This is a genomic window from Jannaschia formosa, assembly GCF_003340555.1.
Classification (GTDB): domain Bacteria; phylum Pseudomonadota; class Alphaproteobacteria; order Rhodobacterales; family Rhodobacteraceae; genus Jannaschia; species Jannaschia formosa.
On the sequence record NZ_QPLJ01000046.1, the window covers coordinates 1 to 11,195 of the forward strand.

General features: G+C 67.4%; 12 protein-coding genes and 2 pseudogenes. 3 read left to right on the plus strand and 11 right to left on the minus strand.

Annotated features, from left to right (window positions below; translation table 11 throughout):
- Positions 1-348: 348 nt before the first annotated feature.
- The 9 genes and pseudogenes from DR046_RS23355 to DR046_RS22060 all read right to left on the minus strand — a co-directional run bounded on the left by DR046_RS23355 (position 349) and on the right by DR046_RS22060 (position 9,081).
- On the minus strand, positions 349-693 hold the full coding sequence (locus DR046_RS23355) for a hypothetical protein (protein ID WP_135227376.1): 345 nt from the start codon (positions 691-693) through the stop codon (positions 349-351).
- A gap of 285 nt (positions 694-978) precedes the next feature.
- Positions 979-1,995, minus strand: coding sequence for a LacI family DNA-binding transcriptional regulator (locus DR046_RS22030; RefSeq protein ID WP_115384514.1), 1,017 nt, complete (start codon positions 1,993-1,995; stop codon positions 979-981).
- A 6-nt stretch (positions 1,996-2,001) separates the two neighbouring features.
- A complete protein-coding gene (locus DR046_RS22035; RefSeq protein WP_115384515.1) occupies positions 2,002-3,468 on the minus strand; it encodes a tripartite tricarboxylate transporter permease in 1,467 nt (488 codons plus the stop codon).
- A 43-nt stretch (positions 3,469-3,511) separates the two neighbouring features.
- Positions 3,512-4,003: a tripartite tricarboxylate transporter TctB family protein gene (locus DR046_RS22040; RefSeq protein ID WP_115384516.1), complete on the minus strand. Its 492-nt coding sequence runs from the start codon at positions 4,001-4,003 to the stop codon at positions 3,512-3,514.
- Positions 4,004-4,031: 28 nt separating this feature from the next.
- Positions 4,032-4,961 carry a Bug family tripartite tricarboxylate transporter substrate binding protein gene (locus DR046_RS22045; protein WP_115384517.1) on the minus strand — a complete coding sequence of 310 codons (930 nt, stop codon included), beginning with the start codon at positions 4,959-4,961 and terminating at the stop codon, positions 4,032-4,034.
- Positions 4,962-5,003: 42 nt separating this feature from the next.
- Positions 5,004-5,756 carry an HpcH/HpaI aldolase family protein gene (locus tag DR046_RS22050; RefSeq protein WP_167767240.1) on the minus strand — a complete coding sequence of 251 codons (753 nt, stop codon included), beginning with the start codon at positions 5,754-5,756 and terminating at the stop codon, positions 5,004-5,006.
- A gap of 11 nt (positions 5,757-5,767) precedes the next feature.
- Positions 5,768-7,480, minus strand: coding sequence for a dihydroxy-acid dehydratase (locus tag DR046_RS22055; protein WP_115384519.1), 1,713 nt, complete (start codon positions 7,478-7,480; stop codon positions 5,768-5,770).
- 623 nt (positions 7,481-8,103) lie between these two features.
- A pseudogene (locus DR046_RS24965) lies at positions 8,104-8,196 on the minus strand (hypothetical protein); the annotation flags it as partial.
- Between the two features lie 219 nt (positions 8,197-8,415).
- Complete coding sequence (locus tag DR046_RS22060) at positions 8,416-9,081, minus strand: patatin-like phospholipase family protein (protein ID WP_115384520.1); 666 nt, start codon at positions 9,079-9,081, stop codon at positions 8,416-8,418.
- Between the two features lie 148 nt (positions 9,082-9,229).
- Here DR046_RS22060 and DR046_RS23850 point away from each other — a divergent pair, with 148 nt between their 5' ends.
- Positions 9,230-9,367, plus strand: a complete 138-nt coding sequence (locus DR046_RS23850) for a hypothetical protein (RefSeq protein ID WP_167767241.1) — start codon at positions 9,230-9,232, stop codon at positions 9,365-9,367.
- 96 nt (positions 9,368-9,463) lie between these two features.
- Here DR046_RS23850 and DR046_RS22065 read toward each other — a convergent pair whose 3' ends face one another.
- Positions 9,464-10,192 (minus strand): ArsR/SmtB family transcription factor, encoded by a 729-nt coding sequence (locus DR046_RS22065; protein WP_115384521.1) that lies wholly within the window; start codon positions 10,190-10,192, stop codon positions 9,464-9,466.
- 127 nt (positions 10,193-10,319) lie between these two features.
- Between DR046_RS22065 and DR046_RS22070 the strand changes: the two genes are divergently transcribed.
- Together DR046_RS22070 and DR046_RS22075 are read left to right on the plus strand one after the other, a co-directional pair.
- Positions 10,320-10,649, plus strand: coding sequence for an NIPSNAP family protein (locus DR046_RS22070; RefSeq protein WP_115384522.1), 330 nt, complete (start codon positions 10,320-10,322; stop codon positions 10,647-10,649).
- Positions 10,646-11,011 (plus strand): antibiotic biosynthesis monooxygenase family protein, encoded by a 366-nt coding sequence (locus tag DR046_RS22075; RefSeq protein WP_115384523.1) that lies wholly within the window; start codon positions 10,646-10,648, stop codon positions 11,009-11,011. The genes DR046_RS22070 and DR046_RS22075 overlap by 4 nt, the downstream gene beginning before the upstream one ends.
- Before the next feature lie 68 nt (positions 11,012-11,079).
- Here the strand turns inward: DR046_RS22075 and DR046_RS22080 are convergent.
- Positions 11,080-11,195 (minus strand): annotated as a pseudogene (locus tag DR046_RS22080) (IS5-like element IS711 family transposase); the annotation flags it as partial.

Here is an 11,195-nt window from a genome sequence, read left to right on the forward strand (position 1 = left end):
GTAAAATAGCGCGCCCTGCGCGACTTGCCTTGGCCCCATCATCGCGATGCCCTCCACTCTCAGAACGAGTGAATCAAAGCCTCGAACGCCAGGCAACGGACTTTTTCAACAGTATCTCCGCTCTGCCGACCTTCAGCCTCCAAAATGCTGCACGGTAGACGAATGGCCGGTCTGGTGAAGCTGCACCGCAGCGCTCGGCCATGAAGCGAACGGCAGGTCAGGGCCGTTCGTGTAGGTCGCGCAGACCTTGTGAGTTCTCAAACACGCGGACGAACCACGACATCCTGAAGTCGCGGTCGCTTGTCGGTCCCGCCCTCTCCCCTCCGGCCAGTTGGCCGCGCTCGTCAGTTACAGGCCGCCGAGCACCAGCTGGATCTGGTCCTCGTCGCCGGCGATGTTCGAGCCGGGCTGCGTCCAGGCGAACAGAACGCCGCCAGGCACACGCACCATCCGAGGGAAATTGAGCGAGCCGGGACCGGAATTCAAATGAAGGCGACCCGGAGAAAGACATCCTTCTTCAAGCGTGACGCGGCAGACCATGAGGGCCTCGCCTCTCCCGGTCCGCTCCACCCACGAGACGAGCGCTGTACTGTCGCGCAGAATGATCGTGTCTACGCGCCCGATGGCATCCCCGAGCTCCACGCGGTGTGGAGGCAGAAAACCGCGCCAGGCGTCCTGCGAGAAGGATGCCATCACTGTGGATCGGCTTGGGGGTCGGACCCGATGCAGAAAGCTCGTAAGGCATCGAGGATGCGGAACGATTGTCGTCTTAGGGAGGGCCCCATCGGCGCCGATCGGAACCCACGCCTAGGCGCAGAATCGTTCTCTCATTTGATGGCTTGCAGCAGTCTCACAAGGGTCACAGTTCGGAGCCGATCAACAAGAATCGTGATCCGCCGCTTCAAGTCGTCAGATTCTGAACTCAAGAACCAGCACCGTTCACACTCAGTCCGCGCCATCACATAACGGACTGAAAACCTATGTCGAGCCGCGCCGTACGAGAGAGCAGTCCAATGTGAGGATGGCGCGCGGGGTCGGACTGCGGAGAAGGTCGGCGACGCGCCGTCCTATTTCGCGACGGGGAGAGTGGATCGTGGTGAGGCCGTCGAACAGTTCAGCCGCGAGCGGCAGGTCGTTGAAGCCGCAGATTGCCAGCTCCCCCGGCACGTCTACGCCTCGCGCCCGGCATTCGATATAGGCCCCGGCGCCAAGCAAGTCATTGGCTGTGAAGACGGCGTCGTAATTTCCAGCCTCCAGCAATCGGCGGCACAGCACACGGCCCAGCCCGATTCCCGACACATCGTCGCTCTCGAAACGTGAGACGGTTTGGCCGGTCCGCTCGGCTACGCGCGCGGTGAAGGCATCTACGCGGGTACGGGCTCGAGAATCGGCGGGATTGGCGGTGATGGCCGCGAGGCTGCGGGCTCCGGTCTCGATCAGATGATCGGCGGCCATGCAGCCAGCCGCGCTGTGATGAAAGCCTACCGCCATGTCGATGGGATCGGAGGGCAGGTCCATCGCCTCGACGCAGGAAATACCGCGCCCGCGCAGAAGACCCGCCGCCTCAGGCGCGCGGCGTGGGCCGGTGAGTACGAAGGCATCGGGGTTCCAGCGTAACAGACGGCGGATGGCCTCGAGTTCGGCCTCAGGTTCGAAGCCGGTGCGCGCGACGATGGTCTGTGTGTCATCGGCTGCGAGCCCCTCCTGGATGCCCGAGATCAGGTCGGCGAAGACCGCATTGGCGAGATCCGGCACGAGGATCGCGACGATCCCGGTTGCCGCACCGGTCAGCCCGCCCGCCAGAGGATTGCGCTCGTACCCAAGTTCGGCGGCAGCGGCGATCACGCGGGCACGGGTTTCGGGCCGCATCACCGCCCGCGAAGTCTTTGACAATGCCCGCGAGGCGGTCATCTTGGAGACCTTGGCGCTGGCGGCCACGTCGGCCAGAGTCGCCCGGATCGGCCGCAGGCTCTCGGAGTCCCTGTCAGAAGTCATACGCCCTTATCGGCGCATCCAGACCCTTCTCGCAACCGGAAGCAGCAGCAGGACGGCCGTTGCGGCGAAGATGCCGCTGGCGATCCAGGAATGAGTGAAGAATGCCCCGAAATCGTCGCCCTTGATGATCAGGCCGCGCCGCAGGGCACGCTCTAGCTGCGGGCCGAGCACGAGGCCGATGACCAGCGGCGCCAGCGGGTAGGCCCCCCGCCGCAGCGCGAAGCCGGCGATCCCGAAAAGGACCGCGATAAGCACGTCGAACGGATTGCCCCGCACCGCCGCCGCCCCGATCAGCGACAGCGAGACGACGCCTGCCAGCACGAAGCGTTCCGGGATGCGCAGAAGCTGGCCGAAGAGCCGCACGACAGGAAATGCCATCGCCAGCATCACGAGGTTGATGACGATGAGCGCAGCGAAGATCGCATAGACCAGCGGCCCGTTCTCGTCCATCAGCCGCACGCCGGGCGTGACCCCGTGGATGATGAGCGCATTGAGCAGGATCGCCGTCACCACGTCGCCGGGGATGCCGAGGGCGAGCGTCGGGATCATTGCGCTGCCGGTGACGGCGTTGTTGGAGGATTCCGCGGCAATGATGCCGTCAGGCTCGCCCGCGCCGAAGCCCGCTCGCCGGGGCGAGGTCTGCCGGGCAAGCGCGTAGGCGATGAAGGCCGCCGTCGCCGCCCCCGTGCCCGGCAGCGCGCCGACGCCGCAGCCGATCGCCGAGGCGCGGCCGAGCCCGCCCCAGCGGCCGCGCCAGTCCGCGAAGTTGGGCAGACGGATGCGGACATTGCGCACCGATTCGATGCTGGAGCCGCGCAGGGCCGCGCGCTCCAGCACCTCGGAAAGAGCGAAGAGGCCGATGACGACCGCGATGAGGTCCAGTCCCGCAGACAGGTTGAAGACGCCGAATTCGAACCGGGGCACGCCAAGGACGGGGTCGGTGCCGATCAGCGACAGGAACAGGCCCATCGCCCCCATCAGCAGACCCTTGAGCATCGAGCCTTCGGAGACGGCGGCGATGCAGGTCAGCGCCATCACGATCAGCGCGAAGACCTCGATCGACCCGAATTGGACGGCGACCCGCGCGAGTTGCGGCGCCGCGAGGATCAGCACCGCGCAGGAGATGAGACCGCCCAGCACCGAGGCCATCGTCGCCCAGCCGAGCGCCGCGCCGCCTTTGCCCGCCCGCGCCATCGGGTAGCCGTCGAGCGTCGTCGCCGCTGCCTGAGGCGTACCGGGTGTGTTGATGAGGATGGCCGAGATCGAGCCGCCGTAAACCGAACCGCAATAGACCGCGAGCAGCAGGAAGATTGCGGGCCCGGCCTCCATCGAGAAGGTGAAGGGCAGGCAGATTGTCAGCCCGACGACCGAGCCGAGGCCCGGCAGTCCGCCGACGACGATGCCGATCAGCGTGCCGATCAGGATGGCGAGCGCGGCGCCCAGGGTGGCATGGGCGAGGATGGCTTCGATCATCGCTGTCTCACGGAGGAAGGGGTCGGGGAAGAAGGCGGAGGCGTCACAGCAGGCCACCCGGCAGGATGCTGGGCAGGCGGATCAGCAGGACATGGTGGAACAGCGCCCAGAGCCCCGGGCCGAGCAAGGCGGTGGCGGCCAGCAGAACCAGCGGGCGCCGCTCTCCGAGGACGACGAGCGCGGCGAAGGTGACGGGCGCGATCGTCAGTGCGAAGCCGGCGAAGGGCAGGGCGATGGCCCCCGCGAGGAACACCCCCGCGAGCCAGAGCGCGGTGCCCGTCCCGTCGCGGTCCGAGGGGGCGGGGCGGAGCCACTCGGCCGCCATCGCGGCGGCGGCCATCCCGCCCCAGGCGATAAGCAACCCGCGCGGCAGGATCATCGCCCGTGGCGCGGTCTCATACATTCCGCGCGAATAGCGCGGGTCGAAGGAATGGATCAGCAGCACCGCCGCCGCCGCCAGCAGCAGGGCGGCGACGGCGAAGCGCCAGAGCGGGCGGCGCGACGGCCGCCCGCCTGTCGGCGCGGGAGCGGTCACGCGCGTGCCTCCGGTCCCGCGCCGGCGGTCATTCGATCAGGCCCGCATCGCGCAGGATGTTCCTGTTCGTCTCGGTATTGCGGCGTACGAAAGCCTCGAACTCCTCGGCGTTGCGGTAGGTCAGGCCGGTGGCGGCCGTCTCCATCGCACTGGTGAAGGCTTCGCTCTCCATTGCGGCCTGGCAGGCCTGCGACAGCTGGTCTCGGATGGCGGGATCGGTACCGGCGGGCACGACGAGCCCTTGCCAGACCGAGAAATCGAGATTCTCGAACCCTTCCTCGGCGGCGGTGGGCACTTCGGGATAGTCCGGGTGCCGTTCGGGCGCGAGGATCGCCAGCGGCCGCACGTCGTTGGCACGCACGACGCCCGGCGTGTCCCCAAAGACCTGGATCTCGCCGCCGGCCAGCGCGTTCATCGCGGGGCCAGTGCCGTCATAGGGCACATGCGTTCCCTCGATGCCGAGGGCGTCGGTCACGGCGGCCAGCGCTAGGTGCGGGATCGTGCCCGGCCCCGAGGATCCGTAGACGACGCTGCCCCTTTCCTGGAGGTCGGCGAGCGACTGCACGTCGCTACCCGACGAGACCATTACGAGAACGGGGTTATCAGTCGTCTGGCAGATGTAGTCGAAGCTCTCGACATCATAGTCGAGCGGGCGAAGCACCGGCTGGATCGCCAGGGGGCCGATCGGGATGTAGCCCACGGTATAGCCGTCGGGATCGGCCTGCGCCGCCGTCGCCGTGCCGATCGTGCCGCTGGCGCCGTCGACGTTGCGGATCACCACGTTCGCGCCGAGCGCCTCGGCGAAGGGCGGAGCGAACTGGCGCGCCACCCCGTCGGTGCCGCCGCCCGCGCTGAAGGGCACGATCATCTCGACGGTCCCGCTGGGATAGTCCTGCGCCGTCGCGGCGCCCGCCGCGAGCGCCAGCCCGAGGGCCGTTCCGATCATTCTGGTGGTCATGGTCTTTCCTTCCGGTTGAAACCCTGTCCGTCCGCGCCGGCCTCAGCTGCCGCGGACATTCTTGATGGCGGTCTCCGCGGCGGCGGTGAGCAAGCCCAAATCGCTGCCCACGGCCGCAAAGCCGCAGCCCGCCGCCAGCATGTCCCGCACCAGATCAGGGCGGGGCATCACGGTTCCGATGGGAATCCCCGCCCGGCTGGCCCGTCCCGCGGCGTCGCGGATCAGGTCCAGCGTCGGCGCGCCGGTGGCGTCGCCCAGATGCCCGGTCGTGGCCGAGATGTCGCCAGGGCCCACGAACAGCGCGTCGACGCCGGGCACGGCGGCCACCTCTTCCAGCGCGTCGAGCGCTGCGGGCGTTTCGAGCTGGGCGATGAAGGTGATCCGCGACCGCGCCTCGGCGAAGTAGGACGGGTCCGAATTGTAGGCGTTGGCCCGGAGCATCGCCGCGAAGCCGCGCCGGCCGTTCGGCGGGTAGTCCATGATAGAGACAAGCGCGGCGGCCTCCGCCGGCGTGTCCACCATCGGCACCATCAGCGCGCCGAGACCCATATCAAGCATCCAGCGGATCGTGGCCGGGTCGTGGTCGGCGGTGCGAACCACCGGCACCTTGCCCCGCGCCTCGATGGCGCGGGCCATGTGAACGACAGTCGCGGGGGCGACAGGGACATGCTCCATGTCGATGACGAGGAAGTCGAAATCGCGCGTGGCCATCGCCTCGGCGATGTCCGGGCTGCCCGACATGAGCCAGCTGCCCAAGGGTGGGCGGGGGCGGGACAGCAGGTCGACGAAGGTCATGGCGCGCTCCATCAGAAGATCCCCGGCTCGGGATTGCCCGCGCCGCGCAGGAAATCGAAATCGCAGCCCCGGTCGGCCTGCTCGACATGTTGGGCATAGAGCCGGGTCCAGCCGCGTCCGGGCGGGGCGGGTGGGGCGTGCGCCTTCAGCCGCTCGGCGATCTCTGCCTCGTCCAGCGCCACGTCGAGGCGGCGCTGCGACAGCGACAGGGTGACGACGTCGCCGTCACGCAGGGCGGCGAGCGGTCCGCCGGCGGCGGATTCGGGGCAGACATGCAGGACGCAGGTGCCGCCATGCGTCCCGCTCATCCGCGCGTCCGAGATGCGCAGCATGTCGCGCACACCCTGTTTCAGCAGCTTCTTCGGGATCGGCAGGTTGCCCCATTCCGGCATTCCCGGCCCGCCCAGCGGCCCGCCGCCGCGCAGCACCAGCACGCTGTCGGCGGTGACGTCGAGACCCGGGTCGTCGATGCGCGCGCGCATGTCGGCGGGGCCGTCGAAGACGATCGCGGGTCCGGAATGTTCCAGCAGGCGGGGCGAGGCGGCGGTCGGCTTCATCAGCGCCCCGCGCGGGGCGAGGTTGCCGGTCAGCCGCGCGAGCGCAGGGCGGTCAGAGACGGGATCGGCCAGCGGCCGGATCACTGCGTCGTCCCAGCATTCGGCGTCTTTCCAACGGTCGCCCAGCGGCTCGCCGGTGACGGTCGGGGCGTCCGGATCGAGATGCGCGGCGATGCGGTTCATCACTGCCGGCAGCCCGCCCGCGCGGAAGAGGTCGGCCATCAGGTGTTCGCCCGCAGGCATCAGGTTGACGAGGCAGGGCGTGCGCCGCGCGGCCGCGTCGATCAGGTCATCGGGCAGGTCCACCCCCGCACGCCCCGCCATCGCCGCAAGATGGATCGCCGCATTGGTCGAGCCGCCGATAGCGCAGAGGACATGCGCCGCATTGGAGAATGCGGCCTCGGTGGCAATTTCGGCGGGGGCGGGCCCTGCGTCGGCCATGGCGACCGCGCGCACGCCCGCCGCGTAGGCCATGCGCCGATGCGCGGAATCCATCGCCGGAATCGAGGACGCGCCGGGCAGGGTGAAGCCCATCGCCTCGATGAGCAGCGTCATCGTCGAGGCGGTGCCCATTGTCTGGCAGGTGCCGGGCGAGCGGGTCATCACGCCCTCCAGCTCGACCCAGTCGGTATCGGACAGGTTGCCCGCCTGACGCTCGTCCCAGAAATGCCGCGTGTGGGTGCCGGCGCCCAGCGTCCTGCCGCGCCAGTGGCCCGACATCATCGGTCCCGCCGGCACGAAGATCGCCGGCAGCCCCATCGACAGCGCACCCATCATCAGGCCCGGAACCGTCTTGTCGCAGCCGCCCAGCAGCACGACCGCGTCAACCGGGTGGGAGCGGAGCAGCTCCTCAGCCTCCATCGCCAGCATGTTGCGGTAGAGCATCGTGGTCGGCTTCACCATCACCTCGCCCAAGGACAGGGCGGGCAGCTCGACCGCGAAGCCGCCGGCGCGCGTGATCCCGCGCGCCACGTCCTGCGCGCGCTCGCGCAAATGGGCGTGGCAGGGGCTCAGGTCGCTCCAGGTGTTGAGGATGGCGACGACAGGGCGGTCCATGAACTCCTCGCGGGAAAAGCCCATCTGCTGACTGCGCTGACGATGCGCGAACTCGCGCATCCCATCGCCGTCGAACCAGCGTGCGGAGCGTCGTTGAACTCTTTGCGTCATCGAACCCTCCCGTTCGAAGTGGCGTCGCACGATCCTGCCATAGCAAGCAGATCGCGAGATCCTCATGTTGTTACCGGTAACCCGATTGGAGGGCCTTGGCAATGATCAGTGTGGCATTGGTACCTGACGCGCAGCTAGAGTCTCATGAGACGGTTTCTTTTCTGTCCAGCATGGCGGCTTTCGGAGCGAGTCCTGCCAGCCGCGCCCGCACTTTGCGCGGTCCTGAGGCGATCGCGCCAATGTGAGTGGAGAAGGTCCGACGCCGCTGCCGCTGTCGGGCGAGGTGACCATGGAGGTGCTTGGGGAAACATCTCATAAGGCATAATCGGATCGGTTGCCTTATACGCCGACATTGAGGCCATGATCGGCTCTGATCAGTCTCTCGATTCCCCTTTTTCCCCTTCGCGACAAGCCAACTGGCTGCGCAGATCGCTTCCCCGACCGTCGCCGCCGTCTGTGAGGCGCCCGCCTCGACTGCGCCCGATCCAGCCGCTCTCCCTCAAGGTGACAATGACCGGCGCGATCGAGCTGGAAGATGCGGGCGCCTCGCCACGATGCTGGGTGACGCGCGCGTCGCTGGCACACCCTGGCACACCAGATGCCGTCGGGGGCCGGTCACTCCATCAACGCTCGTCGGCATGCATCCAACCGCGATATCCTGACAGGTGATCCTTGGAATGCTGGCCCTTCCGGTCGGGCGAGAAGCGATACCAGCTTTCGGGCGGGGCATCGCTGCCCTAGGGCGGCTCGTCGCGCCCATAGGCGGGCATGGACGGAATGAGGTTCTGACCTCTGGGACATAGGCGACATACCGGCGGCCGGCGAGGTGCCTGGCAGCCGGACGAACGATGACGGTTCGGAAATCCTGAATTTCGTGCCGTCAGCGGCTGCACATGCCAAACCGAAGAGGTTCAACATTCTACGTCGATCTACGGCTACTTGAGGAACATCGTAGCAACATGGTCTCCGACCGTCTCGACTACGGAGTTCGCGAGCCCCGGAAGCTCGCGGATGGCCCGTCGAATATCGTCCAGCGCGACCGGCTCTGTGGTTTCAGGCGCATCTAGTCGAATCACATGTTCTTTTCCGAGCAGCAGATATGCTTGGCCGAGCGCATTTTGCGACTGAGCAGCCATGGCGGCATCCACGAAGTGCCGTGCCCAGCGGAATTTGCCTCCAGTGCGGAGCGCATGCGTCGTTCGGATCCTCGCTCGCCCCGTTCCGAGGCTCAAAACGTGAAGTTGCCGCCGGTCGATCGCGTAGCATGTCAGAGCGTCCGTCACCCCGATCATGACCGGGTTGTTCGCCCAGATGCCGCCATCGACGAAGGTATACCCGTCACGCTCGACCGCCTCGAAGGTCGTCGGCGCGGCCGCAGTCGAGAGGGCGATGTCCACCATGCGCTCCCGGCCGTCGCGCCTGTAGTCAGGATGGTGCGGCGTCTTGAAGATGTAGGGTTCTCCGAACCGACCCTCGAACGCAGGGATACAGAGGGGAACCACCGACTCCCCGAAGGTCGCGTGTCCAAGGATACGGCGCAGCTCAGCTTCCAGCACCCCTCGATCATGAACAGGGCCGAGATAGCCCTGCCATTCGCGCATGCGTCGCCGGACAGGATCGTGATGCACCGCGTCTGGCGCTCGACCATGTCGTGATAGATCGAGCCGGGCTCCCCTCGCATCGGGCGATCCGTTTCTTGCCGCCGCGGAACAGGTCGATCACCCAGCGGGAACTTGGTTCGCGGAATCTGTGACCGAGGAAGTGATCGCATCGGGCCGCTACGACTTGGGTCTGTCACTACTGACCCTTGCTGGGGACGGCCGGCGGACATGGACCGATGAGGAGCCGGAACCTGACCTGGTGGAGATCATGACCGGGCGCGGCTGACTTCGTCGCGGACCAACTGTTCGAGTAGGGTGTAGACCTTGGATGGAGGCCGTTCCAGAAATCCATACTTGACCCATGTGGAACGAGAATCCTGTTTCACGGGACGGTTTCATTGGGGTGCACCTGAATGAACTGCCTCCTATTCTTCGATCCCAAAGGCATTCGGAACAGCGCCATGCCGCTGTTCGAGAACCGGACGGCACGCGTGCCGGGCTCGTGCTTCACCCAGCCTCGACCGTAGAGTTCGGTCAGGACCGCTGCCCCGAGGCCGCCGCCGAGGTGGAAGCGTCGCTCGGACCAGTCGAGACAGGCGCGGCAGATGGGACGCCGCGCACGGCGCAGGGTGGGAAGGTCGGCACCGAAGCTCTCGAAGCGGATGGCGCCCGCATCGGTGAGGGTCAGCCCCTCGCCATCCTCGACGATCTCTTCCCGCCCGATCAGCGCGCGCAACATGGCGACAGCCTGTCCGCCAGCAAGGTGGTCGTAGCAAACGCGCGCTTCGCGCAGGGCCGGCTCCTTCGGTCCCGTGCGGGTTCGGGTTCGCCCGGACGCGGCCGCGACACCCATCATCGCCTCCAGCATCCGTCCTACCTCGTCGCCCGCGAGGGCCACGTAGCGGTGACGCCCCTGCTTGCGCCGGACCAGAAGCCCAGCCTCTTCCATCTTGGTCAGATGCCCCGAGGCGGTCTGTGCCGTCACGCCTGCCTCGCGCGCCAGCTCTCCGGCCGTCAGGGCGCAACCGTCCATCAGCGCCGTCAGCATGGCGGCGCGGGCGGGATCGCCGATGAGGGCGGCGACGGGGGCGATGTCGGGTCCGTGGCGCATGGGCATCCTCGCTCGGGTTCACGACATGGGTCTAACACGGATTGGGACGCGGATGCTTCGGCTGCCGCCGAAACGTCGGTAGCATGATGCACGATAGAAGGGCCCCGACCTAAGACCGGAGACCCCGATGACCGTCACCTGCTGCATTCGCTACCGCATCGACCCGTTCCAACGTGACGCCTTCGCCGAGTACGCTCGGAACTGGCTCAGCATCATCCCCGCCTGCGGCGGCGACCTGCACGGCTACTGGCTGCCGCACGAGGGCACGAACGACATCGCGCTGGCGATGATCTCGTTCCCTTCACTGGCCGAATACGAAGCGTATCGCGCACGCTTGAAGACCGACGCGGATGGCGCGGCGAACTTCGGCATCGCGCAGGAGAAGCGGTTCATTCTCTCCGAGGAGCGGACGTTCCTCGAACCTGTCACTCTAGAAGGTGGAGACCCGGCGACATGATGGCCGTGATCTTCGAGGTCGAGCCCGCGAAGGGGCGGCGGGACGATTACCTGGCCATTGCCACCGACCTGCGTCCGCTGCTGGACGGGATCGACGGTTTCCTTTTCATTGAACGGTTCCAGTCCCTCGCGGACCCCGACCGCATCCTGTCGCTCTCATTCTGGCGCGACGAGGCGGCCATCCTTGAATGGCGGCGGCTGGAGACGCACCGCGCCGCCCAAGGGGCCGGGCGGGCGGGCGTGTTCCGGGACTACCGGCTGCGCGTCGCGGAGGTCGTGCGCGACTACGGCATGGCGGAGCGCGATCAGGCTCCACCGGACTGGCGCGCGCACCACGACGGCACGACGGGGGACGCGGTATGACGGGCGACGTCCTTCCGACCTTCCTCGCCGCTTGGGGAGCTTTCGCCGCCGCCGCGATCTCGCCTGTCGGCGACGAAGCCGCGCAGGTGGTCGGCATCGTAGGCGGCGTCCGCAATGACATGGGCGATGCGTCCCTTTGCAGTCAGCCCTTCGAGCAGGCTTCGCGCCTGCGGGCCGTCACCCC

Excerpts from the sequence above, each read along its gene's own strand:
- DR046_RS23355 (WP_135227376.1), bottom strand. The coding sequence starts at position 693 with ATGGCATCCTTCTCGCAGGACGCCTGGCGCGGTTTTCTGCCTCCACAC.
- DR046_RS22030 (WP_115384514.1), bottom strand. The coding sequence starts at position 1,995 with ATGACTTCTGACAGGGACTCCGAGAGCCTGCGGCCGATCCGGGCGACT.
- DR046_RS22035 (WP_115384515.1), bottom strand. The coding sequence starts at position 3,468 with ATGATCGAAGCCATCCTCGCCCATGCCACCCTGGGCGCCGCGCTCGCC.
- DR046_RS22045 (WP_115384517.1), bottom strand. The coding sequence starts at position 4,961 with ATGACCACCAGAATGATCGGAACGGCCCTCGGGCTGGCGCTCGCGGCG.
- DR046_RS22050 (WP_167767240.1), bottom strand. The coding sequence starts at position 5,756 with ATGACCTTCGTCGACCTGCTGTCCCGCCCCCGCCCACCCTTGGGCAGC.
- DR046_RS22055 (WP_115384519.1), bottom strand. The coding sequence starts at position 7,480 with ATGACGCAAAGAGTTCAACGACGCTCCGCACGCTGGTTCGACGGCGAT.
- DR046_RS22060 (WP_115384520.1), bottom strand. The coding sequence starts at position 9,081 with ATGCGCGAATGGCAGGGCTATCTCGGCCCTGTTCATGATCGAGGGGTG.
- DR046_RS22065 (WP_115384521.1), bottom strand. The coding sequence starts at position 10,192 with ATGCGCCACGGACCCGACATCGCCCCCGTCGCCGCCCTCATCGGCGAT.
- DR046_RS22070 (WP_115384522.1), top strand. The coding sequence starts at position 10,320 with ATGACCGTCACCTGCTGCATTCGCTACCGCATCGACCCGTTCCAACGT.
- DR046_RS22075 (WP_115384523.1), top strand. The coding sequence starts at position 10,646 with ATGATGGCCGTGATCTTCGAGGTCGAGCCCGCGAAGGGGCGGCGGGAC.